Genomic DNA, 24,303 nt, shown 5'->3' with positions numbered 1-24,303 from the left:
TCGCTTCCTGTGTTGATGCCGGGCTTGTCCCGAGCTCATCGACGTCGAAGTCGTCGAAACCAACTCAGGCGACCGAAACGTTCCTTCCGACGCTCGGAAGGCTCGACGCTCCCGAGGTCCGCCAGATCGAGAATCCACTGCGGAGTCGAGCGGTTCACCTGTCGGTCCGACTCCACCCGAACTCGCGCCGCGGCCACCCTCACCTTCTCAGGTGGGACCGGCCGCGTGGGCATCTCGCGACACGTACATACATGCACGGTGATCATCACACGTCCCACCGTCGTCCCCCTCGTGGTCCCTGTCGAGTGTCTCGACAAGTGCAGGTCTACTCGAGTTTGCCCACTCCGCCGCAGCCGGCCGACGGGAATGTCGATGAGTCGGCGGTATGGCCAGCGACCTCCGAGTTACCGTGAACAAGGGCTCCGCGTGGGCGCAGACGGCGACGCTCGAGCCGTTCGTTGCCAGGTTCGGAAATCTTTGAAAGATTTTTGTACCCTTCTGATCAGTGCTTTACCTGAGGAGAGAGACGCGAAATGACGATTCTCGACCGAAATGCATCGAATCGCGAAAATGCGCCGCACACATATCTCTGCATGACAAACAACCGACTCATCCACATTCCCACCTCCACCGCGACCCTCGCCGACAACGGCAGGATCATCAACCCGTACCTGGTCGCTCAGGCCAACGACCGCGTCACACAGACAGGGGCGCTCGACCTCCTCGCCAGCTGGCGCACCCCGCACCAGCGTGTCGGCCATGAGCGCAGCACGGTCTCCGACCGTGTCATCCTCGTTGGCTTGGTGCTGCTCGCGGGCGAACGCTCCCCGCACACGATTACGACGCTGGCAGACCTGATCCAACACCGCTTGGCGCCCGAGTCCCGCGAACTGCTGTGCCTCCCGACGCCGGAGTCGAACACCGACCTCGAGACGGCATGCTGGTACAGCCGGATAGGCGACGCCTATCACCGGTTGCTCGATCTCATGGATCCCTTCCCGCAGAAACGCGGCCGCACCTTCACCTTCACGGAGACGCAGGCCGCGCTGGACGCCCATGACCCCGAACGGGAAATGATCATGAAGGCGCGCCTCGACACATTCACCAACGCCTTCCTCCAGATGACCTTCCGCGAGCAGCCTCAGAACCTTCGCGAAGGCACAATCTCTCTCGCCATCGGTGAAAAGCTTCTCGCGTCACCGAGCCGTCGCGGCCGCTCGAGGGTGCGCAGGAGCTCGAGCCCGAAGTGGGGATGGTCCGCGTGCATTGCACTGGTCATGAATTCAGAGAAGCACGGCGCGCCCCGCAAGCTCCAACTTGCAATCGGGGCCACCGTGAATCCTCCGAGCGCCGCGTCGGCTGACGCCGCGCAGAACGTCATGGGCGCCGCGCTCCTGACCCGGTTGCCCATCGGCGTCGTGCACGCGGACAAGCGATACTTCCCGGCCGCCCCGGACGCCGATGTGGGTTCAGCGTTGGAGGCGAAGGGCAGCATGCATGCCCAGCGGGTCCTCCCCTACGACAGTCCGGAATGGGAAGCACTGCGCGGTCACGCCGGGTACTCCCTAGAGCGCCTGAACGCCCGCATCCACCGGAGCACCGATTTCACGCACGCGACCGGGGCCCTTTCCACCATCGAGGGCTTGGCCGCCGCGCAACTGGCCCTCACCATCGTGCTGACCGACGCCAACCTGCGCACCATCGCCGCCGCTGCCGCCCGCAGCGAGCAGCCCGCTCCCCACTAACCGACGTAACTCAGGGGGCGGGCACAGGTCGCGCCCGCCCCCATTTGGCGCGCTCTCAGCTGTCCCAGAACCTGCCGAGTTCCTGCGCGATGGCGAGCACGGATTCCAACCGTCCGGCACGCATCATCTCCACGGCCGTAAGCCCGTCGAACTCGATCGGTGACGGTTGAAACAGCCAGAGGGCGCTTCCCCACGGATCCAAGCTGGCGCGCATCGCGGTAAGCACCTCGGGCAAGCCCGGCGGTAGCTCCACGCGCACACCGAACTGGCGCGACGGAAAGATGAACTCGCCGCCCCGAAGGGGCAGTCCGAGGAGCTCGCCTCGCTCGACCATCCGACGTGCGACCTCCGGCGAGACATCGAGCGACCGGCAGATCGAGGTGATGTCGTAGAAAGGACCGACCAGCTCCTCCCAGAGCTTGTCATCCCTGCGGGCGGGCTCATCACCGGCATCACCGTCCCGCCGTCCACCCATGACTCACTCCGTGTCTGTCGCCGCCCACGCTAGCGCCGTCCCCTCCGATTGCCATCCGATCCGACGGCCAATGTCACGGGGTCGGCGAATCGGACAAAAACGCCCTCAGCCTCTCTGCCCGGGCGGCCGGTTGAGCGCCGTACTGCAGCAGGCGCATCTGCCGGCCAAGCCAGCGGGCCAAAGCGAACTCAGCGGCATCCGCGATGTTGAGGTACGGGATTCGCCCGGTGGCGATACGGTGCTGGATGCACTCGTCGAGTCGCGACTGCCACGCCTCCTCGTGCGGATCCCAGCGGAACGACGGAGAGATGTCGAGACGGATCACCTGATACCGGGTTAGATTGCTCTCGTAACGGCGCTGGCGCCGGGCCCACTCCCCGGCGTGCCGCTCGGACGACGGAAGGGCGCTGCGGTTCCGCGTGTTCTCCCGCGGGCTTCGTCCGTGAGTGCGCCAGAAGTCCTCATGCCGACGGAGCGCTTCAGCCCAGTTCGTCGCGCGCTTCCACGGGACGGGGCCGGGTGCATTTAGTCCGCCTGATAGGGCCTGATCTGCCCCCCAATACGCGAGTGACCCGTCCGCTGCGCCCTCAGTCCGCCAGAGTGCGAATGCTCGCGCGCATAGATCGGCTGCAGGAGCCTCCTCGAACATGTCGCACCCTTCCGGACCGCAGAGAGGCGATCTCGAAAGAGGTCATGCGCGGCAGCTGCGCATTTGTCGCTGTGTGCACTGCAAGCGATCCAAACGTGTCGATTCGCTGGGTGAATGTCAGGACGAGCCGAGCGTGGAGGCTGTGGCCCTGAGCATGGACATGCCGTCCTCCGCCTGTGACTTGCGGCTCGTGCCCGGTCAACCGAAACTGACGCGTTGCGTCTCGCCGACTGCCTCGTCGACGCCCGCACTAGCGGCAATATCAAGATCACTTCACCGAACGAGTAGCTGGCCTCCGCGCGACGCCCTTCATAGCAACGCTCCCATCCGCACGATAGTCAGCTCGCCTTGCAGCCGCGCCTTGATCGCGGCGAGGGTGGTGCGGTAAGTGTCTCGTAAGAATCGTCGATCCTGTCGCCCGTGTGCAGCCATAGCGCCAGCGCATCCCGCTCCATCTCTTCGATTTGCTGCCAGGAGTGTTGGAGGGCCACGTGAGAGAGCGCGTCGGATAATCCGCGGCTAGGCAAGAATGAGACGATCCGTTTTCCCAACATACGTACAGCTGACGCCCAGTTTCAAGAAATGTCAGATGGGCTCGAAACGATCTACCCGAATGTGCGCCAGCGACGGACAGCACACCCGTGATATATGTGACGCATGCACAAATTCCCTCGGCCTATGGGCGCTCTGCTGCTCGCGGCGCTCTTCATAACCTCGATGTCAGGGTGCATGGGACTACCGAACGCAGAACTATCACTCACGCTGACGCCAGCGGATTCAGAGCCGACGCCGACGCAAACGGAATCAGAGGTGACGCTGACGCCGGAGGAAGCAGACAATATGCTTTTGGCCTTCGTTCGCGCGTTCAACCCAGACACGGAACGGGTCTCGGATCACGTTTTGATCGGCTTGGGAAGGCGAGCATGCGAGGATCTTGATTCCGGCGCGACGCTCGATGAGATCCATGCCGCGAACATGGTCCAGGGATTCGCTCAGGACTACGAGCTTGCGGTGTTCGCAATGGCCCCTGGCGCTTACTGCCCGGAATGGTCGAGCACTATGGAGATCTGGTTGTCCGCCTTCTAGGCGGCGCTCCGATCATCCGCATACCGCGGCGCCATCGTCTCCATCTGCTCCATCACGAGCCGGATGGCGTCGGGCTGCTTGTCCGGCGGATAGCCGTTCTTCACGAGCAGGCGCTTGATCGAGGCCCGCAGCTTGGCCCTCACGTCGTCGCGCACGGTCCAGTCGGTCCGCACATCGCGCCGCATAACATCGACGAGATCCCGGGCGATCTGAGCGAGGATGCTCTCCCCCTGCACCTTGACGGCCGACTCGTTCTGAGTGACCGCGTCGTAGAACGCGAGCTCGTCGGTGTTCAACGGTGGGGTGAACGACGACCCCCGGGATGCCTCGGCAGCGATCTCCTTGGCGAGCTCGACGAGCTGCGCTATCACCTCGGCGGAGGTCAACTGCTGGTTCGTGTACTTGGTCATTAGCTCACCGATGCGATCGGAGAAGGCTCGCTGCCGCACGACGTTGTTCCGCGCCGCCGTCGCCGACTCCTCGAGCAGCATCGCCCGCAAAGCTTCAACCGCCAGTTGAGGGTTGGGCGCGTCCTGGGTCGTCTGAACGAAACCGGGCGTCAGGTCCGCGAGCGACGGACGCGACATCCCGGCCGCCGCGTAGATGTCGACCACGTCCTGCGCATCCGTCGCCGAGTCGATGAGCGCGACGAGCAGGCGTTGCACCTCGTCCGGGATCGGCTCGCCACGCGCCTGGCGGTCGCGCGCGTCGAACTTTGCCATCCACACTCGCACCTCCTCGAAGAACGCGATTTCGGGACGCAGCTCGGGAAGGTTCTTGCCGCCGGAGGCCAGCGCCCACGCCCGCGCGAGTTGGCTCGAGAACTTGCGGTATTGCGCAGCGAGCGTCTCTGCGCCGAGTTCCGGCGCGTTGGCCGGTCCCACCGCACGAAGGTAGTTGGTGGCACCGGTCGCGGCGTTGAGGTAGGCCTTTGCTCCCCCGGCGTTCAGCACGGTCTTCCAGTCGTAGCCCTCAAGGAGTACGCGGATCCGGGCGACGAGCTCCTTGGTCACGTCAACCGCTTCGCCGGTGTCCCGCCCGACCGGCTTCTCGGCCTGGTCGCGCACCGTGTACTCGGCGAGGGCCTTGGCGAGGTTGTCGACAAGCGGCGCGTACGCGACGAGCAGCCCGTCGGCCTTGCCACGGAAGGTGCGGTTGACCCGCGCAAGAGTCTGCATCAACAGGGCACCTTTGAGCGGTCGGTCGAGGTAGAGGGTGTGCAGGGGCGGGGCATCGAACCCGGTGAGCATCATGTCTTTGACGATCACGAGTTCGAGTTCGTCGTCGGGATCGCGCAGGCGGCTCTTGATGACCTCGTTGTCCGACGGCCGGCGCACGTGCTCCACGACCGGCGACACATCCGACGGGGTTCCCGAGTAGACCACCTTGATGCGTCCGCCGCTCAGCTCGTCCAAGTGCCAGCTCGGCTCGAGCGTGATGATCGCGTCGTAGAGGCGCGCGCAGATCTCGCGGGTGGCCCCGACGATCATGGCCTTTCCGGGCACCTCGAGGAACGGGCGCATCAGATCCCGCCGGTCGTTCCAGTGGGTCACGATGTCGGTGGCGAGGGCGTCGAGGCGCTCGGGCGCTCCGTAGACCGCATTGACAACCGCGACGGATGCCTCGAGCCGGGTGCGTTCGGTCTCGTCGAGTCCGAGCGTGGCCTCGTCTGCGGCCGCATCGATATCGTCCACGGTGAGATCCCCCGCGAGCGCCACCTTGATGAGCCGGGGCTCGAAGAACACGGGCACGGTCGCGCCGTCATCCACAGCCCTAGTGAGGTCGTAGATATCGATGTATTCGCCGAACACCTCGCGCGTGTTCCGTTCGTCGAACGACACGGGCGTGCCGGTGAACGCGATCAGCGTCGCGTGGGGCAGCGCGTCGCGCAGGTGCCGGGCGTACCCGTCCAGGTCGTCGTAATGACTGCGATGCGCCTCATCGACGATCACCACGATGTTGCGCCGGTCGGAGAGAAGCGGATGCGCCGTTCCCGATGCCTTCTCCGCGTCGGTGAGGCCAAACTTCTGAAGCGTGCTGAAGTAGATGCCACCCGTGGCGCGGTTGCTGAGCTCATCGCGGAGCTCGCTGCGCCGGCGCACCTGCTTCGGCTTCTCCGGCAGCAGCAAGCTGCGGTCGAATCCTTGGAACAGCTGGCCGTCGAGCTCGGTGCGGTCGGTGATGACCACGATCGTGGGATTGCGCAGCTTTGGGTGCCGGGAGATGAGGTTGGCGTAGAGCTCCATCTCCATCGACTTGCCGGAGCCCTGGGTGTGCCAGACCACACCGGCCTTGCCGTTGGATGCGACGGCCTGCACGGTGCTGCCGACCGCCTTGGTCACGGCGAAGTACTGGTGCGGCTTCGCGATCCGCTTAACGAATCCGCCGGCGTCGTCGTCGAACGCGGTGAAGCTGCGCACAAGTTGCAGCAGGCGCTCCTGGTTGTAGAGCCCGTACAGGGCATCTTCCAGTGCGGTGACGACGTCGCCGCCTTCGACGCGGCCCCGCACCACGGGAACACCATCGTCGTCGACGTTCCACGGCGCGAAGTGGTTCAGCGGCGTGAACGGCGTGCCGTAGAGGGTGTCCTCGGTGCCGTCGCTCGCGAGGGTGAATGTGCAGAATCGGAACGCCGTCGGGAACTCGCGCAGGTACGTTGCCAGCTGTGCGTGCGCCGCAGCAGCACTGGTCCGCTCGGAGCCCGCCTTTTTGAGCTCGATGACGCTCAGAGGCATGCCATTGACGTAAAGCACGAGGTCGAAGCGGCGGGTGTGCTCTCGGTCGCGTACGGTGACCTGGTTGACGGCGAGCCAGTCGTTCTCCTCCGGCTGCGTGCTCAGCACGCGAATGGTGGCGTTGACCTCCTGCCCATCGGCGTCGACATAGCCCAGTCGATAGCCGTCGACGAGGATGTCGTGAATGCGCCGGTTCTCACTTATCGCGTCGGCGGATGCCGGGCTGGCGATCTCGGTGAGCGCCTGCTTTAGGTACTGCGCGGGCACCGCCGGGTTCAGCCGACGCATCGCCTCCAGCAGACGCGGACGAATGAGCGGATCAGCCCACGAGTCACGCTGACCGGAACCGGGCGCGATCTGCTCGCCCGTCGTCGTGCGCCAGCCCAGCTCACCGAGCGTGTCGAGGGTGAGCTGCTCCCACTGCGCCTCAGACATTCCGGCCATCAGAGCACCTCGCTCAGCGTGCGCTCCGCGTCGCGGACGCGGACCTTCCCGGATACGAGTTGTGGGAGGAGTGCGTCGCGGGTCGCGGCCAAAGATGCGTTTTCTGAGAGGGCGGCATCGGCGCTTTCGAAGAACGGAGAGGCGAACTCGTGAAATGCGTTGCGCTCGGAGGGAGACGAGCCCTGCAGACGCAGGAGCGGGACACTCCTGACGTTGAGCGTACTCATGACACTTCCAGGATCGGTGCGCCGGTCGATCTCGCGGCGAACTGCACGCGACAGGAGCGCAGCGCTGATGAATGAACCTGACTCTGCGGCGTCCTTGGGGCGGATGCCCGTCATGTTCCTACCGAGCGCAGCTACGTACCCGTCGGGGATCCTCGCGACCGCTCCGACACGCCCGACGTTCGTGATGACAAGGTCCCATGCGCGCGTCTCGAAACGCCGTGACCACTCCACGTAGTCCTCGGCAGAGACGCAGTAGGTCGACGTGCGGTCAACAAGTCCGTCATCGCGGATGTTGTTGAGCTGCATCAGCGTGGCACCATCCGGCATGCGCTCGGGCTTCTTCGAGTGCAGGCAGTCGACGACTTCGGCCAAAGTCCCCACCGTGACTTCGAGACTACGGTCGCCAAACCGCCTCACAAACTCCGTGTTCACCACCGCAAGCAGCAAGTCGATCAGCTTGGCGTTGGCGGCGATCTTGTCGTCAAGCGCGCCCAGCACCTCCGCGATTGCCCTCTGACGCTTCAGGGTAGGCAAGTCGATCCTGACTGACTTGAGATCAGTAAGGCTGATGTAAGGCGCCATGTCAGTGTTGCTCTGCATGTGCGACGACTGCAGAATGAAACCGGCGCTCTTGAACCAATAGGCCAAGAATCGTGGTTCGAGTAATTCGCGGCGAATGACACGAAAGAAACAGAGCTGAGGGCTGTAAACGATGCGGTCCTCGATGTCGGGAAGAATCGCAACTCGTCCGACTGTCCCTTTTGTCGTCAGAAGCACGTCGCCGGTTTGTCCCGACTTCGCGCCGATCGCTCTCGCGAAGTCCTCGTGAACAAAGTCGGGCCCGGTTGCGTGAACTGCACCGTTGTCAATGTCGGCCACGCGGAGCACGCGGTACCCCGACGCTGAGAACTGATCCTGCCGGGTTCGATATCCGTCCCCCAGTACCAGTACTCCACTCTTCGCAAGCTCGCCCAGTGTCGTCCCAATCAACTCAGACATCGACCCGCCCCAATTGTTGACGTACGATCCGCGCGAGGCGCTCTGACTCGCCGAACTGGGCGAAGAGCTCCTCGGTGAGCCGCCTGAGCTTCTTCTCGATGGGCTCGCCGTCGTCCTCGACATCCGCGGCCCCCACATAGCGACCGGGGGTGAGCGTGTAGTCCGCCGCCTTGATCTCGGCCAGGGTGGCGGAGTATGCGAAACCGGCGACATCCTCGTATGCGGGGATCACAGCATCCGGATTCACCGACGGAGTCCCCCGCCATGCGTGGAAGGTGTTCGCGATACGGGCGATGTCCTCGTCAGTCAGAGCACGCTCGGCCCGGTCGATCATGAAGCCGAGGTTACGAGCGTCGATGAACAGCACCTGACCGGTGCGGTCGACCGTGCCAGCCTCGCCCGCGGTCTTGTCCTTCGCAAAGAACCACACGCACACCGGGATGCCTGTCGAGCGGAACAACTGTGTCGGCAGGGCGACCATGCACGAGACTAGGTCTGCTTCGACGATCTCAGCGCGGATCTGTCCTTCGCCGCCGGAGTTCGACGACATCGAGCCGTTCGACATGACGACTCCGGCCTGACCACCAGGGGCGAGCTTGGAGAGGATGTGCTGGATCCACGCGTAGTTCGCGTTGCCGGTGGGCGGTATCCCGTACCGCCAGCGGGCGTCGGCTTCGTTGCGCGCCCAGTCCTTGATATTAAAGGGCGGGTTGGCCATCACGTAGTCCGCTTGCAGCTCGGGGTGCAGATCGCGGGCGAAGGTGTCGCCCCATACTCCGCCGAGGTTGCTGCCCAGCCCGTGGATGGCGAGGTTCATCTTCGCCATGCGCCAGGTGCGCTCGTTAAGCTCCTGCCCGTACACGGAGATGTCGCTGCCCTCGCGGTTGTGGTGCTCTAGGAACTTCTCGGCCTGCACGAACATGCCGCCCGACCCGCAACACGGGTCGTAGACGCGGCCGTGGGTGGGCTGCAGCATCTCGACCAATACCCGCACGACTCCTGCCGGAGTGTAGAACTCGCCTCCGCGCTTGCCTTCCGCTGCCGCGAACTTCTCGAGGAAGTACTCGTACACCTCCCCCAGCAGGTCGCGGGCTCGGGCGGCACCCTGTCCGGTGAACCGGGCGGAGTTGAAGAGGTCCATCAGCTCGCCGAGCCTGCGCTGGTCGATGTTGTCGCGGTTGTAGATCTTCGGCAGGGTGGCGGCGAGACCGGGGTTGGCGTCCATCACGGCACCCATAGCCTCATCAATCAGCTGGCCGATCTGCTTCGGCGGCTCCGCACCTATCGCGGGCAGTCCCTTCGCGTTCTCGGCGAGGTAGGTCCACCTTGCGGGTTCCGGTACCCAGAAGACGCCCGATCCGGTGTACTCGTCGACGTCGTCGATGAGCTGCGCCACCTGGTCGTCATCGAGTCCGTCGGCAACAAGGTCGGTGCGGATGCGGTCGCGGCGCTCCTCGAAGGCATCCGACACGTACTTCAGGAACACGAGCCCGAGGATCACGTCTTTGTACTGGGAGGCATCCATCGATCCGCGGAGCTTGTCGGCGGCCTTCCAGAGGGTGTCTTTCAGCTCCTTCATGGTCGAGGGGGTCGGGGCGACCTTGGTCTTCGGCGGCATTAGGGGTGTCCTTTCGAGGGGTCGGAGGTGTCTGCCACGTGCGGCGCCGACAGGGTGAGGCGGGAGTGCGCGACGCCGTCGACGAGCACGGATTCGAGCTCATCGAGTCGGGCAAGGTGGAGGGAGATGGCGGCACGCTCGTCGCGCAGCGAGTCGAGGGTGGCCGAGAGCGTGGCGCGTTGACGCGGATCCACGCCGCGGGACGGCCAAGCACGCCACGTGGTGTCCGATGCTGATCGTGCATTCACGTCTGCAGCGAGCACGTCGGGCAGCAGTTCGTCGTCGCCGTCGGGACGGATGCGGAGGATCCGCGCTGGGTACTGCACCACGGACAGCCCCTCGCGGTCGACGATCGCGGCGGGGCTCGGGGCCGTGCAGAAGACGACATCCCCCGGCTCGGTCAGGCGACCAGATGGTAGCTCGCTCGAAAACTGCAGGCGATCGACCGACCGGCTACCGACGATCCTGTCGCCGAGCACCTCGTCGGGGCCGATGACCCGCACACGGCCGCTCGCCGCGGGCGTCGATTCGACGAGCTCTGCGGTCAGGCGGTTGCCGGCGATGTAGCACAGCTGCCGCGAGTCGAGTCGCTGCCCGATGGTCGCGAGCCGGGGCCTGGCCGAGTGCACCTCAGGCGGCGCTGGTGCCACGGAAACGTTGGGAAGGCCCAACTCCGTCATCAGCGTCTCGGCGCGGAGCGAATCCTCAACGGCGGACTGATTCGAGCGGGTTGCTGCACCGCTCGTCGGCGTCTGGACGAGTGATCCACCTCGGGCGAGGAGCTGGCGGGTGAACGCGAGGCGCGCAAACCGGAAGGCGTGGGCGCGCACGGTCGAATGGGTCCCGAGAGACGCGACGACGTCGCTGATCAGGTCGGTGTCGAACGACGGGTCGCGGCGGGCGGTCGACAGGTCGGCGATCATCGTCCACCGGTCGGCGAGCTCGACATCGGGGTGGGCCGGCCCCATCACCCAAAGGGTGAGGGACTGCCGTGGCATCCCTGCCCGAAACCCCGCGGGAAGGCGGATGATGGCGCGAAGCTGCCCCGATCGCAGCACCCCCGACCTGACCTCGTCAGCAGTGCGATCGAGGTCCGCGTCGCTGAGCACGGCCGACGGGCCGACGATCAGGGCGAGCTGCGAATGATCGAGCTGCACGGCAATTTCATCGATGGCTGAGAGGATGCCGACCGCGTCGACTGCGGCCGCCGGTGTGGACGACCCCAAGATTGCGAGGTGCAATTGGCGTGCGTCGCTGTCGGGTCTCTGGTCGCGTGTGGTGATCTTGTGCACCGCAAGCCGGCGCCGGATGCGTCGGAGCGCGTGGGCGTCCGTCCCGGTCGTTCCGTCGAGGCTCGCGACGATGTCCTCGAACCGCTCGTCTCTGGCGATCTCCACGGTCACGTCGGTGGCTGTGCCGGTCGAGTCGACAAGTTCCGCGAGCCTCTCCGTACTGTCGTCGTGGGTGGAGGTCAACGCGAGGCCCTTGGCGACGCCGGCGACGAGATGGATGCCGTCGGCGTTGAGCACCGGAGCCGGTGTTCCGTCGGCGCGCTTCTGGCGGTGAGTCGAGAGAATCCGTTCGAAGGCGGGTGCCTCGCCGTAGGCGGCGTCCACGAGTTCGTCGACGTAGCGAGCCACGGTGCCAAGGTTCGGAGTCGCCTCGACCTCGCGGAACAGCATCGCGTCGTCGGGGTCGGCGGCGTCGGCGTGGTCGATGAGTTCGGCATCCGAGAGCCCCGAGAGCGATCGCCCGGTCGCGACGCGGAGGGTGAGCAGGGCCGTGATGGCGTCGAACGACGCCGAGCTTGGGATCGCGGCGTGGGCGGCAGCATCGCGATCAGCGGAGGCGTTGTTGCCGTGCCCGGTGTCGGTGAGCCAGCGCGAGACGTCGCCCGCGTCGAAGAGCAGCTGCGAGCCCCGCTGCGAGATCGGGCCCGGAAACGGGTGCTCTGACGTGGCCGACCGCGCTCGCCATGTGGACACCACCGGCCGGTGCACTTGGGCGAGGGCGGCAATTTCGGTCATGGTCAAGACGAGCGGCGTTGCCGTAGACATCGCGCTCCTCTCTGACACCGCCCGGACCGGTTGTGCGCCAAAAGTGAGACTACGGCAATTGTTGATACTGCTGCAAAGAATCGCTGATAACCCGGCTTATCAACGACTTCACGGTTTACTAGTCACGGCGCGTTTAGCTTTGGCGAAGCGCACGCACACCGTGGCGCCGATGCCCCTTCACCCACTAAACAGCAGGAGACAATCATGTCCGACAGCAACGCCGTCACGACCGAAAACAAGTCCGATTCCGCGCCGCCTGAGACGCAGATTTCGAGCAGGTCCTTCGTCCTCACCTGGCTCTTCGCATTGCTTCTCGGGTTCTTCGGAGTCGACCGCTTCTACCTCGGCAAGGTCGGCACCGGATTGCTGAAGCTCGTCACCTTCTCGGGATTCGGCATCTGGTACCTGGTCGACCTCATCATCGTGCTCAGCGGCTCTGCCCGCGACAAGCAGGGACTCCCCCTCGCCGAGTTCGCTCAGCACAAGAAGATCGCGTGGATCGTCACCGCGGCAGCGATCGTGCTGTCGCTCGTGATCTCGGGCGTCACCGCCGGCGCGAGCTCGAACACCGCCGCCCCCGCCGTACCCGCCGCCCCGGCAGCATCCGAAGACACCGAGACCGCCACCGACACGGCGCCAGCCGCCCCGGAAGAGCCGGAGGCAGACTCCGCAACCGTGCAGCAGTGGGCCGTCGACACCTACGGCACCTTCGACGCGGTCACCGAGATCGGGACAGGCGACAGCCTCATCACCCTCCCCGCCGGCGCGACGGCAGGGCTTGTCACCGCGCAATACGACGGCGGCGGCAACTTCTCGATCAGCGTGCTGAACGCAGCCAACGAATCCACCGGGGAGCTTCTGGTCAACACCATCGGCGCCTACACGGGAACGACCGTGTACGGATTCCAGTCGTTCAGCGAGGGCGTCACCCTGCAGGTCGCCGCTGATGCCCCGTGGACGATCACCATGTCCCCCATCTCGACTGCCGCCCCGCTTGCGGCATCCGGCACCGGCGACAGCGTCTACTTCTACGAGGGTCCGGCCGGCCAGCTGACGGCCAGCTACTCCGGTTCGAGCAACTTCGTCGTCTTCCAGCAGACCAGCGACGACTTCAACTTCGGTCTGCTCATCAACGAGATCGGAACCTACTCCGGCACCGTGCCGCTCACGGCCGGCCCCTCGGTGCTGACCGTGACCGCCGACGCGCCCTGGACGCTGGAAGCGAAGTAGCCCACATGACTGACGAACAGACCAACGGCGCGCCGGAGGCCGCAGCCGAGCCCGCGACGCGCCAGACCTTCCTCGCCAAGCTCCCCCGAGGCGTGAAGCTCGGTGTGCCTCTAGCGGTTGGCCTCCTGACTATCGTCGCCGGCATCGCCTTTGCCACGAGTCAGCCGTCACAACTCGAAGCCGCAGTCAGCGCCTGCGAGCTGGAAGGCAACGCCGACGCGCGCCTCGGCGACGAGGGCACGACCCTCACCCTCGACATGGAGGGCGAGGGCGAGGGTGAGGACGACACCGGCACGCTTTCCTTCGCCGAGATCCTCTGTGTGCTGGAGGATCTTGAGGTCCCCGACCGCGTGACCGCCCTGATGGGCGAGACGAGGTCGCTGGATCGCCGACAGACCGGGGACTGGGACGACGTTAGCGCGTTCTGGTCGTACCACCCCGACAACGGGCTCGACGTGATTCTCACGGTCGAGTAGTCACCCACTCCGTTCAGACAGGGTGCCCCACCCGGGCCGCCCGCTTGTCCCAGTATCAGCCTCATTCTTTGGAGAAAATCATGCCTGAGTCACCCGCACCCAGCACGCCTCCCGTAACCGGGGATCCGGCAGTGCCTGCAGCTGCCAACACCTCCGCCAGCTCCTCGAAGCCGCGACGCAAGATGAGCAAAACGGCCGTGGCACTCCTTGTCGCGTCAGCGGCGGCGGTGACAGGTTGGGTGGCCTTTGGGGTCACCGCCTCGGATCTCAGCGAAGCCCTTTTCGCTGCCAACAAGTCACAGACGACCGCAGAAGGTCGCATCGAAACCCTGCAATCAAACTCGGCCTCGCTGGAACGTGACCTCGATGAGATGACCCAGGCGCGCAATGTCTTCAAGAACGCGTCCGACGACGTCGCCGCGCTGGAGGAGTCCGTGGCCGAGCGCGAACTGGCTGTCACGGGTCGAGAGGAAGCCATTACGGCAAAGGAGACTCGTATCCAGGCAACGACTCTGAAGGACGGTACGTACTACACCGTCGGCGTGAGCATGGAGGCGGGCACCTACCAGACGACCTCTACGAGCGGGCGGTGCTACTGGAAGATCACGAAGTCAGGCACGAACTACGACGACATTGTCGAGAACGACCTCGGCGGCATCGGGGTCCTGACGGTCTCGGTAAGCGGCGGGCAAGATTTCCAGTCCAGCAGCTGTGGTGACTGGGCGAAGATCGGATAGCGCCAGATGCAGGGACCCAATCCTCTATTCCAGTGAATTGGGTCCGGTCGAAGCCTAGGATTCAATGCCGGGCGTCTCATCAAGCGCCGATTCGTTCGTCGGAATCGCACCAGATTCGATGGCTGCGGCCAACTCGTCGTGAACATCTTCAGGCTGCGGGTGTCCTTTCAGGAAAGTGCCGTTTGGCTGGGTTTCGCGTCGATGGCTCTGAGGATGTCGCCCGCCTCCGCCTCGAAGCGCTTTCGGGCAGATCGGGCGACCAGTTGACGAGGTCTTGCGTCGTCAGCATCTGCCCAACCGCCGCGCCACGCCGCAATGGCCCTTGGGATCGCTCCAGCAAGATTGTCCGGATTCTTGAGAACGTAGATGAGGAGCGCGGCCGTTCCACCAACGCCGAGCAAACCATTCCCGTACTGCTCAACGATGGCGAGCAGATCGAGAGGTGATCCTGCAGACAAGCGGCGCACCTTAAAGGTGGAGCCACTTCGCCCGATTCCGAGGCGAATGTTCGCGCGCACAGATCCCATAAGTTATTGATCGCATCGAGTTTCTGCGCTACCTCCCCCACACCCCAATCGGTCTGTTCGAACCGCCGGACGAATTTTCCCATTCGAGAGCGACCGCACGTGGAGTCCAAGCCACCGCTCGTGCGCTCACTTTGACGGCCACCCCGCCGTAACGCACCCAAGCGCGCACCTCGTGCGACTTCGGGGTCTTCGTGAGCGGGAGCAAGTCCAGCTCCAACTCAGCGTCGGCCAACGATGTCGGCGCGCGCCCGCGAATGTGGCGCGCTCCCCTATCTGGCGATCAACTCGCTCGGCATATCGCTTGCTCGGGCCCATTTTCGCTCCCGTATCAAGCGTCCGGCCACGCACCCCGATCGTAGGGCGAACCACCGGCGTCGGGCGAGCGCCGCCGCAGGAGCACGGCGCTGAACGGGGCCAGTCGGCCAGAGACGCAAGCGTCTCGCGCCGGGAACGCTTGCCAGACAGGAGCGCTTGCTTGGTCGCGATCGGCCTAGGCACAAAAGCCGTCCGAGCTGGATCTGCCCGATCGCCTCGACGACTTTCGCAGAATCGCCGAGCGCGCGCTTCGTCGGTACCCGAAAGCCGAGGAACGCGACGAAAGATGACGAGAAGGCCCAGTGAGCGCGGACCGTCCAGTTCAAGCCCCATTGAAACAGCCCTGCGATTCATAGACGAAACCCCCAAAACGAGGGATACACAAATGATTACGAATAGTGAATGATTGACACGTCAACGTTGGGGTCGTCAGGGTCAACTTGTTCCCGACTACTGAAATTGCCAACCAGGAGACACGATGTCGCGTTACTCGCAATCTGCCAGCGATTGCGTGCCACACCGCATCGGACTGTCAGGGAGCACCCGACCACCAGACGCTGAAGAATGAAGCTTCTTGGGTCATGGGCTAGCTACCAAGCGATCGACGACGCCTTAACCGAAAACTTCTTTGCCGCCGAACACGCAGGGCTACCGGTCTATCTGGACATGGACGACGCCTGTTTCGGAAAGGCAGCTTCGAGCCTCGACCTAAGCCCCATGGGTCTTACAGAGCAAATGATTGCTGCCGTCCGATCGCTCCTATTTCTCGGTGGCGGAGGGCACCGCGTGTTCCACGAATTCGACAATCGCCTAAGTGTTTGGCGCGCCAGACTGCGGGCGGCACAACGTGCAGGCACAGATCTCCCTGCCCCACCCGTCGTTGCCCTGCTCACAACGTTCACCGCGGCCGCAGAGACCATGGGTGACAGCAAAGTGACACAGATACATGACAGTGCATACTACGCAAGGCTCTTGAACCTGTTGAATGTTCCGTCACAGGACTCGAACCGGTTCAAGGAGTCATTTCGACAATCGTCTGAGGCCTACTGGGATGCCTTGAGAATCTGGCTAGAGGCGCTGGACGGAAATCGGGGCCTTCCGAGTGCCTACGCGTTGAACCTGCGATACGTAGGACTCCCCATTTCTCAGGCCTTGATTCGCGAAACCGAGCGTCGTCAACTGAAAAGCATGTTCTCGGACATGGCTTTGCCTGCGGGCACGGGGATATCTCAGACGGACATGGAGATCTCCCTTGGCCAATGGATCTCCGAGTCACCTTCCCCGGCGTCCGCCTCGATGCGACAGCTGTGGGCGAATCCAGATTCGCGAGCCCGGATAGTTGAGATCGCGATTGGCGAGTTCGACGCGTGGGACGGTTATGGACGGGAGGTCAATTCGGGCAATACAAAGAGCTCTGTCCGCCGAACGCCGCGCTGCTCCCTTGCGGTATCTGAACGCCACGACCTGTTTGGGGCAACCCTTGATGTGGCGTTCGTCGTCCCAGCAGCGGCAGTCTCGTCCGGTCAAGTGACAATCACGACCTCGGACGGGCCAATCCGCCTAACCGTAAATGGATTGGGAAACGCATTGTGTGGCGTATCTGCACAATCGGCGAACTTAGACCCACAATCGATACTCTCAGGAGTTCTCTCGGTGGTGACAGATGACGATGTGACGTTCCAGAGGTTTCCGCGAAATGTTGTTCCGCTTGTGAAGGATGCGTTCGCAAACGCCTACATCGAGACCGAGCGGATCCTGGTCGGCGATCCGTCGGCAATCCTCGTTCGCGACGACGGGATCCTTCCGCCATTGGTAACTCGGATACTTACTGAAGTGGCTCGTCCGGGTTACCGCCAGCGTGACGCGGCGGCTGGCGTTCCCGATGGGTGGATTCTTTTCTCGGAAGTTCAGATTCTGAAGGCACCAAGTCCCAATCTGGTGTCAAACCAACAGCTTGATGTGCTCGTCCCGCGGTTGAGCACTCAGATGGCGCTAACCGGGGGCCTTCGGCTGCCGGGGCGAATCGCCAGGTGGAGTGCAGTGGACCAGCCGCAACTGGCTGTTGCATCCGACGAGGCGCGGCAACTTCGCGTGACGTGCACACCACGCGACATCGAGGGCGATGAAGCGATCGAGATCGAGTTGGCCACTCCTCAACACGCACCATTCCTTGTCGATATTGCGCCCTTCAAGCTGCCGACAGGCGACTATGTAGTCACCCTCTATATGGGAGACAAGCGGCTACAGACTCAGACGCTGCGGCTGCGCTCGTCAGATAGCTTGGATCAGTACTCTTGGAACAAGATAGAGCACCTCGCCCACCGTGACAGCGACCCGCTATGGCCGGTGCGCGCAGTCAGCGGCGAGGGATCGATTGTCGTGGACGGTGCTTTTTCGGTTGGCTCAGTTCTGAACCTTTCAGGGCTCGCACCGGCGCCTTCGACATCCTGGCGACGCCAGGTCACGCCGAGACCGAGTCAATCTACGGTGCGGATCGACTCGCCACCTTCGGACAGTTGCATCGTTACGGGCGCGCACAAGATACGGCTACCAACCTTTTCGGGTAAACCTGAAGGTCGGTGGCTCTTTGGGTCCTGCTCGCAGTGCGGTGTCACCAAACGGTCGCCAGCCCAGTCCTGGGACAAGGAGCTGCAGAAGCGGAAGGCTGAGGATGGCGCCGTCGAGCGAATATCGGTCGCGAACCTCACTCCGGCGCAGCCTCAGACGCAAGCCTGGGCGGCGGTCGTAGACGCACTTATCTATCTCGGCACGGGATCGGCCGCGGACCTGCGTGCACTCGCGCGTCAGATAGAAGACACGGCAGCTTTCGAGCACCATCTCGTGCGCAGCCTCGAGTCACTGGGAGTGATCGAGACCTACCGGGACGACGAATTCCGGGTGCAACGGTTCGAGATCGCATCCACATGCCTAGCCGAGCTTGAAGACACGAGCCTCCTCGTCACGGGCGCCTGGCCTCGCGAAACCGTTCAGAACCTGTATCGCGCTGCGCGCGAGCTCGGCGGCGAAGCGCTAGTCGTCGAGCCAGACAGCGCGCACCTTCCGCTTGTCGCCGGAGTCGACCCTCTGGCTCTTCTGGCTGAGTCCGCCGACGTCGATGTCGAGATCGCTCGGGCGGCAGGCCGCAGCATGCTTCTCATCCTCCCAACGCTGTCAGAGGTCGCAGCCGCACTGCCGAGAGTCGACGCGGAGTTCACCTCGCATGCGGAGTACTTCTCAACCGGCTCGGCCAGTTGGCTGCCCGTCCGCAACATCGCCCGACCGGGGGCTTACCGAACGAAGAGTGCCTACAACTCCACGTACCTATACAGGACGGCGGATGACGTAGAAAACGGCACGGTGGCGCGCGTACCTTTTGACCTCGCCAAACACTTGGCGGCGCAGATCTCGGGCGCGCCTCTGGTGGCCTATAACGCCGCAAGCCAGCAGCTTCGAGTCCCGAGCGGCGCCAACCTTCCGGGGCTCTACGAGCGCGCGGCGGTCTTATGTAGTGGCGAACTGCCTCTGAGAGATGCATCAACTTTTTCGCTCGTCTACACCGAAATCGACGAGATCTTCGCACATGCCCTGATGGCGAGATTGGTCTAATGGAACCGACACCGCAACCGATATCCCTGCAGCGCGATCTGAAGAACGCGTACCTGCGATACATCGACACTAATTACCGGTTGAAAGACCGAGCCCTTCAGAGTGAACGGCGGAGGATCCTCGAACAATCCGGGCGGTTATTCGGAGACGTCCTGATTGAACCAGTTCTCCCCTACCCGGCTTCCGTGAATCTCGCGGATGTTGCGGATGACTCCGGGATTGATTCCGACGCCGCGGGGATCGTCGGGCAAGCCCTTTTCGGTCAGTTCGGGGTCCCCGGTTCACCGGTGATGCTGCGCCAGCATCAGGCCGACGCACTGAGACACTCGCTTAATGCAGACGGTTCATTGCCTCACAATGTCGTAGTCACCTCAGGTACTGGCTCCGGGAAGACGGAAGCCTTCCTCCTCCCGATCATGACGCGACTCGTTGCAGAGTCGATGAGGTGGCAGCGGGAGCCGGCTCCGCAGCCGTGGTGGCAGAGTTTTGGCTCGCCCAAGTGGCAGCCCCTGCGTGGAAACCAACTGCGGCAATCTGCCCTTCGCGCGATGATCCTCTATCCGACCAACGCGCTTGTCGAGGACCAGGTGTCGCGGCTTCGCCTTGCCTTTCGGCGTATCTCGGAAAGGCGCCCGGAATCCAACTTCTGGTTCGGCCGGTACACGGGCGCCACGCTCGGTAACAATCAGCTGCCCACAAGGGCATCCGCCGCGGGACGGGTGGCTGATGTCGCTGCTGACCTCCGAGCCTTCGAAAGCGAGTACAACCAACTCGCAAAGGACGCCCAACTTGCGACCGGGGATTTGGCGCTTTTTTCTGATCCCCTTCGGCATGAAATGTTGGTGCGTTGGGACATGGTTGCCGATCCCCCCGACGTCATCGTGACGAACTACTCAATGCTGAACGCCATCCTGATGCGTGATTTTGAAAGTCCGATGTTCTCCCAAACCCGTGGATGGCTTGCCGCCGATCCATCAAACGTCTTCACCCTTGCAGTCGACGAGTTGCATAGCTACCGGGGGTCGTCCGGAAGCGAGATTGCACTGATAGTTAGGCGACTACTCGACCGGTTAGGGCTTGCCTCGGATTCTCCGCAATTAAGAATAATTGCCGCAAGCGCATCCCTTGGCGCGGGAGAAGCAAGCAGGGCGTACCTCGAGCAGTTCTTCGGAGTGAGCGGTGACTCGTTCATGATCACGTCGGGCAGCCCCCGCCTTCCAACTCCACAGGCGGTCCTGAACCGGCGGCGCGTGCTTGCCGAGGGAGCGACCGACTCTTTCGGTGACGATCCCGCGCAGTTGGCGGAAGCCGTCGCCGCCGCATGTGCCGACCCTCGCATGGGAGCCACGCGCAACTTTCGCGCGACATTTTCGAAAGACATCAGCGCCCGCATCTTCGATGAACCCGACGATGGCTCTGCGCTTGAGGTTGTGCTCGACCGAATCGCTGGAGCAGAAGCATCGTCTTCGGGTTTTCCCCTTCGCGGTCACATCTTCGCTCGATCGCTTCCCGGACTCTGGGCCTGTTGCAGCCCGGCATGCTCTGGATTGACCGCCGAGGAGTCCACCCGCGGATTCGGTCGCGTCTCGTCGACCCCTTCATCGATCTGCGCCTGGTGCGGTGCACGTGTGCTCGAACTCTTGTATTGCGACGAGTGTGGCGACGCAAGCCTCGGCGGATACGTGCTCCGCCTGCCCGGCGGTCAGGAGGTCTTGAGCGCGACCCCGGTGAGCATTCCGTCGGCAAGCTCGCCACAGGTCGCCCGGCGGACACGCCAGGACTATCGATGGTTCTGGCCGGCAAGCGCAGGTGTGCCGCCATTGCGCTCCGAGACGTGGACGCATGCGGGCATAACTAACTCATGGGTACCCGCGACGCTAGAAACGAGCGGGCGACTCTTGTTTGGAGGGTTTGTCCCCAGTCCTACCGGGTGGTGTCTTGAAGTCTCCGGGCGAGCGGAGCTTCTTGGACGAACGCCAGCACTCCCGAGCCGTTGCCCAGCATGTGGACAGACGGCCGGCGCCGGCAGGCAGAAGGCCGCAGCATTCCTGTCGGGAGAAGTTCGCACCACAATCTCCGCTCACTCCACTGGTGCGCAGCAGGCCACGCAGATATTCATGACACAACTTCCGCGGTCACTCGGCGCCAAACCGGCGGATTACCGCACGATCGTGTTCACCGACAATCGCGACACCGCTGCCCGCACCGCAGCTTCGATGAATGTGCGCCAGTACAGGGACCTGATCCGCCAAACGGCCCGCCGCGCAGTTAAGTCGGCGACGACGACAGATCCCCTTCGCCTTGTTTTCGCACTCCTAACCAATGCCGGAGAGCTTTCGGCGGCATCGCGCCAGCGAGCGAGCGACATCATGCAGAAGCACCCGCTTTTAGCGGGCGCGATTTTCCGCAGCGATGCAGGCACTGAAACGCTTGAAGACCGAACTCTTATTGACGCAACGCGCGCCGACGCATTGGACGCCCGCCTCGAATGGATCGAACTGCGCGACCAGATCTCGGTGGTCCTGACTGGACTCGGAATCAGCCCTGCGGGAACCACCCCGGAAGCACTGGTGTATGACGGCCGACCCTGGTACGAGTACTTCACACCGCCCACGTCTGGGCTCTGGAACAAGGCTGGTGCCGCCTCATCGGCCGGTGCACTCGCTTTCTTCAACGGGCTCCTGAATCGCGAACTTGCGGAAGCTGTCTTCGATGGCGAGCGACGCGATTTCGAATCCACTGGCCTGGCATGGATTTGTCCACCGTCTTCCAGTATCTCCGAGGGGCCACTCGGCGAGACGCTGGGCGTCCAGTTCATTGCAAGCTGCATCCGCATCCTCGGACTCGCCGACCTCGTGGAAGGATCGGATTACGCTGCCGACTCGGCTACCCTACCGAGACCCGTTTCTGACTACCTCAAAGCCGTTGCGACCGCACACTCCGTCGACGAAAACACTCTCACGGCGTGGCTGTTCGAAACGCTTTACACGACTGTCGCGCGCGGCTGGATACTCCGCATTCACGATGCCACCGGTCACCTGGACCTCATACCTGGCGGCGACGCTTACTTCGAATGCTCCGTTTGCAGCTTCCGTCACCTCCACGAGTCTGCCGGGGTATGCGCAAACAGCGGCTGCCGCGGCACAACGTTGATCAAGGTTGAGCGAACCGTCGATACCGACGACTACTACGAGTGGCTCAGCGGGCAACCTCCACGCCGTGTGGCAGTCGCAGAACTTACCGCTCAGACAAAACCCCTCACAGAGCAGCGCAAGCGACAGCGTTGGTTCCGCGGCGTGCAGCTACCCAATCCCGTCGAAAACTCACTCACCAACCAGCTTGATGTCCTCAGCGTCACCACGACGATGGAGGTCGGCGTCGATATCGGCTCCCTGACTTCCACCATGATGGCGAACATGCCGCCGCAACGATTCAACTATCAGCAGAGGGTTGGACGAGCCGGCCGTGCAGGACAGCCTTTCTCTTTCGCCATAACCACCTGCCGCGACACCGCACACGACGAGTACTACTTCCAGAATGCCGAACGCATCACTGGTGAGGCGCCACCCCAGCCCCGTCTCGACCTCGCGCGCGAACGAATCGTCCGCCGAGTGATCAATGCCGAACTCCTTCGCCGTGCGTTCGGCAGTCTCCCGCATCCACCGGCCTGGACACGAGAAAGCATCCACGGCACATTCGGACAAGTTAGCGAATGGCCTTCACACCGCATCGGCGTATCGAACTGGTTGAGCAGTTCCCCACAAGTGGCAGAGGTTGTAGGACGACTGACTGTCTTCACAGGAATCGAAGACGATGCAGCGTCGAAGCTCATTGCATGGATGCGCCTCGAGCTCGTGATCGAAATCGACTCCCTCCTCGCCAAACCTGACCTCGTTCATTCCAGAGAGCTCAGCACGCGCCTAGCATATGCAGGAGTCTTGCCCATGTTCGGATTTCCGACTCGGGTCCGTCAGCTATACGACCGTCCCATCACGCGGGGAACTCGGCCAGACGAAGGAGTCGTTTCCGACAGAGCTCTAGGGATGGCGATTACCAGTTATGCCCCCGGCGCCGAGGTCGTCCGCGACGGGATGGTCCATCAGTCAGCCGGATTTGCAGCCTATGAAGGCATCGGCGCCTCGAGACGATCCGTGAATCCGCTCGGCGCCGCCGTGGTGATTTCTACATGCAGCGGATGCGGCTCAACATTCATCGACGAAGCCAAATCAACGCCGTGCAACGTTTGCGGGGACGCCTTCCGAACATTTCCAATGTATGAACCGTTGGGTTTTCGCACAACATACGCAGCACGACCATTCCGGAGCGACTACATCCGCAGACAGGGAAAGAGCGCTCCAACCTTTGCCCCGGTGGGCGACCCAAGATTCAGTGCACAGGTCTGCGCAGTCGACATCGACCTTTTCGAGCAGAGCAAGCTCGTCCAGTACAACGACAACGCCGGCAATCTTTTCAACCTGAAGCGGCTGAGTGATCAAAGCGTGATTGCCGTTGACGACGACCTCTACTCTGGGAACTGGAAAGGTCGCCCCTCTACCGGGATACCAGTCGATATCGCCGCAATCGGCGAGGTGCGCGTCACTGATGCCCTAACGGTCGACCTAGCGCGGGCTGACAATGTCGCGGGCTTCATCCCCTTGGACGGAAACGCGATGCCAGCCGGTTACTCTGCATTCTGGTCCTTTGCGGAGGTGCTGAGACGCTCCTCACAGATGTTGCTGGATATCGATCCACAAGAGCTCCAAACCGGTTTACAGCCAACCCGTTTGCATGGACATAGTGGAGCGAAGGTCTTTGTCGCCGACGCAATCGACAATGGCGCCGGCTACGCCGTCGAGCTTGCCCGGCCGGAGGTGTTCGCCGAGTTGCTCTCCGTGACGAGGGAACGACTGACAGCTCAGTACAGCGTCGACGAGCACAAGTCCTGCACGACCTCCTGCCCTGACTGCCTTCGCGCGTGGGATAACCAAACCTTGCACGGCGCCCTCGACTGGCGGCTCGCTCTCGACATGCTGGATCTTGCTTCAGGCAATCCCTTGTCGCTGGCGCGCTGGTTCGGTCGCACTAGCAAGCTCGTGGACTCTCTTAATCAAGTCGCGCCCGGACAAATTACGGTGATTGAAGCACAGGGTCAGGTGCCAATCATTAGCCTCCTGGGCGGCAAAGCGCTCATCCTTATCGGACACCCGCTTTGGTGGCGCAATGAGGAGAACTACTCCCGTCAACAGGTGACCGCTTTGGCGGAAGCGCGCGCGGGTTTCCCCGGCGCTGCGGTCACCTGGACCGATTTCTTCGAAATCGACCGACGACCGCTGAGGGTTCTGCAAGAGGCCGCGACGTCCATCCGCAACTAGCTGAT

At 63.2% G+C, this 24,303-nt stretch carries 14 protein-coding genes; 7 read left to right on the top strand and 7 right to left on the bottom strand.

Translation table 11 applies throughout. The features are described 5' to 3' along the window. Window positions 1-593: 593 nt before the first annotated feature. The gene (locus BHD05_RS11290) at window positions 594-1,745 is read left to right on the top strand and encodes a hypothetical protein (RefSeq protein WP_161886519.1); all 1,152 of its coding nucleotides are present in this window, start codon (window positions 594-596) and stop codon (window positions 1,743-1,745) included. A 55-nt stretch (window positions 1,746-1,800) separates the two neighbouring features. Here BHD05_RS11290 and BHD05_RS11285 read toward each other — a convergent pair whose 3' ends face one another. Beyond that, window positions 1,801-2,220: a hypothetical protein gene (locus tag BHD05_RS11285; protein WP_161886518.1), complete on the bottom strand. Its 420-nt coding sequence runs from the start codon at window positions 2,218-2,220 to the stop codon at window positions 1,801-1,803. A gap of 73 nt (window positions 2,221-2,293) precedes the next feature. After that, window positions 2,294-2,545: a hypothetical protein gene (locus tag BHD05_RS11280; RefSeq protein WP_161886517.1), complete on the bottom strand. Its 252-nt coding sequence runs from the start codon at window positions 2,543-2,545 to the stop codon at window positions 2,294-2,296. Between the two features lie 1,002 nt (window positions 2,546-3,547). Here BHD05_RS11280 and BHD05_RS11275 point away from each other — a divergent pair. After that, window positions 3,548-3,955: a DUF732 domain-containing protein gene (locus BHD05_RS11275; RefSeq protein ID WP_161886516.1), complete on the top strand. Its 408-nt coding sequence runs from the start codon at window positions 3,548-3,550 to the stop codon at window positions 3,953-3,955. On the opposite strand, the gene BHD05_RS11270 is transcribed toward BHD05_RS11275, so the two are convergent. The 4 genes from BHD05_RS11270 to BHD05_RS11255 all read right to left on the bottom strand — a co-directional run bounded on the left by BHD05_RS11270 (window position 3,952) and on the right by BHD05_RS11255 (window position 12,035). Then, the gene (locus BHD05_RS11270; RefSeq protein ID WP_161886515.1) at window positions 3,952-7,134 is read right to left on the bottom strand and encodes a type I restriction endonuclease subunit R; all 3,183 of its coding nucleotides are present in this window, start codon (window positions 7,132-7,134) and stop codon (window positions 3,952-3,954) included. The genes BHD05_RS11275 and BHD05_RS11270 overlap by 4 nt on opposite strands. Beyond that, the gene (locus tag BHD05_RS11265) at window positions 7,134-8,240 is read right to left on the bottom strand and encodes a restriction endonuclease subunit S (RefSeq protein WP_236966513.1); all 1,107 of its coding nucleotides are present in this window, start codon (window positions 8,238-8,240) and stop codon (window positions 7,134-7,136) included. The genes BHD05_RS11270 and BHD05_RS11265 overlap by 1 nt, the downstream gene beginning before the upstream one ends. 112 nt (window positions 8,241-8,352) lie before the next feature. Then, window positions 8,353-9,978, bottom strand: a complete 1,626-nt coding sequence (locus tag BHD05_RS11260) for a class I SAM-dependent DNA methyltransferase (RefSeq protein WP_161886513.1) — start codon at window positions 9,976-9,978, stop codon at window positions 8,353-8,355. Further along, complete coding sequence (locus BHD05_RS11255) at window positions 9,978-12,035, bottom strand: hypothetical protein (protein ID WP_161886512.1); 2,058 nt, start codon at window positions 12,033-12,035, stop codon at window positions 9,978-9,980. Before BHD05_RS11255 ends, BHD05_RS11260 begins: the two co-directional genes overlap by 1 nt. A gap of 204 nt (window positions 12,036-12,239) precedes the next feature. Between BHD05_RS11255 and BHD05_RS11250 the strand changes: the two genes are divergently transcribed. The 3 genes from BHD05_RS11250 to BHD05_RS11240 all read left to right on the top strand — a co-directional run bounded on the left by BHD05_RS11250 (window position 12,240) and on the right by BHD05_RS11240 (window position 14,478). Beyond that, complete coding sequence (locus BHD05_RS11250; protein ID WP_161886511.1) at window positions 12,240-13,265, top strand: TM2 domain-containing protein; 1,026 nt, start codon at window positions 12,240-12,242, stop codon at window positions 13,263-13,265. Window positions 13,266-13,270: 5 nt separating this feature from the next. Further along, window positions 13,271-13,741 (top strand): hypothetical protein, encoded by a 471-nt coding sequence (locus tag BHD05_RS11245; protein ID WP_161886510.1) that lies wholly within the window; start codon window positions 13,271-13,273, stop codon window positions 13,739-13,741. A gap of 131 nt (window positions 13,742-13,872) precedes the next feature. After that, window positions 13,873-14,478 carry a hypothetical protein gene (locus tag BHD05_RS11240; RefSeq protein ID WP_161886509.1) on the top strand — a complete coding sequence of 202 codons (606 nt, stop codon included), beginning with the start codon at window positions 13,873-13,875 and terminating at the stop codon, window positions 14,476-14,478. 167 nt (window positions 14,479-14,645) lie between these two features. Here BHD05_RS11240 and BHD05_RS11235 read toward each other — a convergent pair whose 3' ends face one another. Next, window positions 14,646-14,936, bottom strand: a complete 291-nt coding sequence (locus BHD05_RS11235; protein ID WP_161886508.1) for a hypothetical protein — start codon at window positions 14,934-14,936, stop codon at window positions 14,646-14,648. A gap of 948 nt (window positions 14,937-15,884) precedes the next feature. On the opposite strand from BHD05_RS11235, the gene BHD05_RS11230 reads away from it, so the two are divergent. Continuing rightward, window positions 15,885-18,926 (top strand): hypothetical protein, encoded by a 3,042-nt coding sequence (locus BHD05_RS11230; protein WP_161886507.1) that lies wholly within the window; start codon window positions 15,885-15,887, stop codon window positions 18,924-18,926. Beyond that, window positions 18,926-24,298: a DEAD/DEAH box helicase gene (locus tag BHD05_RS11225; RefSeq protein WP_161886506.1), complete on the top strand. Its 5,373-nt coding sequence runs from the start codon at window positions 18,926-18,928 to the stop codon at window positions 24,296-24,298. Before BHD05_RS11230 ends, BHD05_RS11225 begins: the two co-directional genes overlap by 1 nt. Window positions 24,299-24,303: the final 5 nt, after the last annotated feature.

The sequence above is a fragment of the Marisediminicola antarctica genome (assembly GCF_009930795.1).
GTDB classification, from domain to species: Bacteria; Actinomycetota; Actinomycetes; order Actinomycetales; family Microbacteriaceae; genus Marisediminicola; species Marisediminicola antarctica.
Note: the sequence above shows the minus strand (reverse complement) of the source record. Positions and strands in the feature narration are given on the sequence as shown.

Excerpts from the sequence above, each read along its gene's own strand:
- BHD05_RS11290 (WP_161886519.1), top strand. The coding sequence starts at position 594 with ATGACAAACAACCGACTCATCCACATTCCCACCTCCACCGCGACCCTC.
- BHD05_RS11285 (WP_161886518.1), bottom strand. The coding sequence starts at position 2,220 with ATGGGTGGACGGCGGGACGGTGATGCCGGTGATGAGCCCGCCCGCAGG.
- BHD05_RS11275 (WP_161886516.1), top strand. The coding sequence starts at position 3,548 with ATGGGCGCTCTGCTGCTCGCGGCGCTCTTCATAACCTCGATGTCAGGG.
- BHD05_RS11270 (WP_161886515.1), bottom strand. The coding sequence starts at position 7,134 with ATGGCCGGAATGTCTGAGGCGCAGTGGGAGCAGCTCACCCTCGACACG.
- BHD05_RS11260 (WP_161886513.1), bottom strand. The coding sequence starts at position 9,978 with ATGCCGCCGAAGACCAAGGTCGCCCCGACCCCCTCGACCATGAAGGAG.
- BHD05_RS11255 (WP_161886512.1), bottom strand. The coding sequence starts at position 12,035 with ATGTCTACGGCAACGCCGCTCGTCTTGACCATGACCGAAATTGCCGCC.
- BHD05_RS11250 (WP_161886511.1), top strand. The coding sequence starts at position 12,240 with ATGTCCGACAGCAACGCCGTCACGACCGAAAACAAGTCCGATTCCGCG.
- BHD05_RS11245 (WP_161886510.1), top strand. The coding sequence starts at position 13,271 with ATGACTGACGAACAGACCAACGGCGCGCCGGAGGCCGCAGCCGAGCCC.
- BHD05_RS11230 (WP_161886507.1), top strand. The coding sequence starts at position 15,885 with ATGAAGCTTCTTGGGTCATGGGCTAGCTACCAAGCGATCGACGACGCC.
- BHD05_RS11225 (WP_161886506.1), top strand. The coding sequence starts at position 18,926 with ATGGAACCGACACCGCAACCGATATCCCTGCAGCGCGATCTGAAGAAC.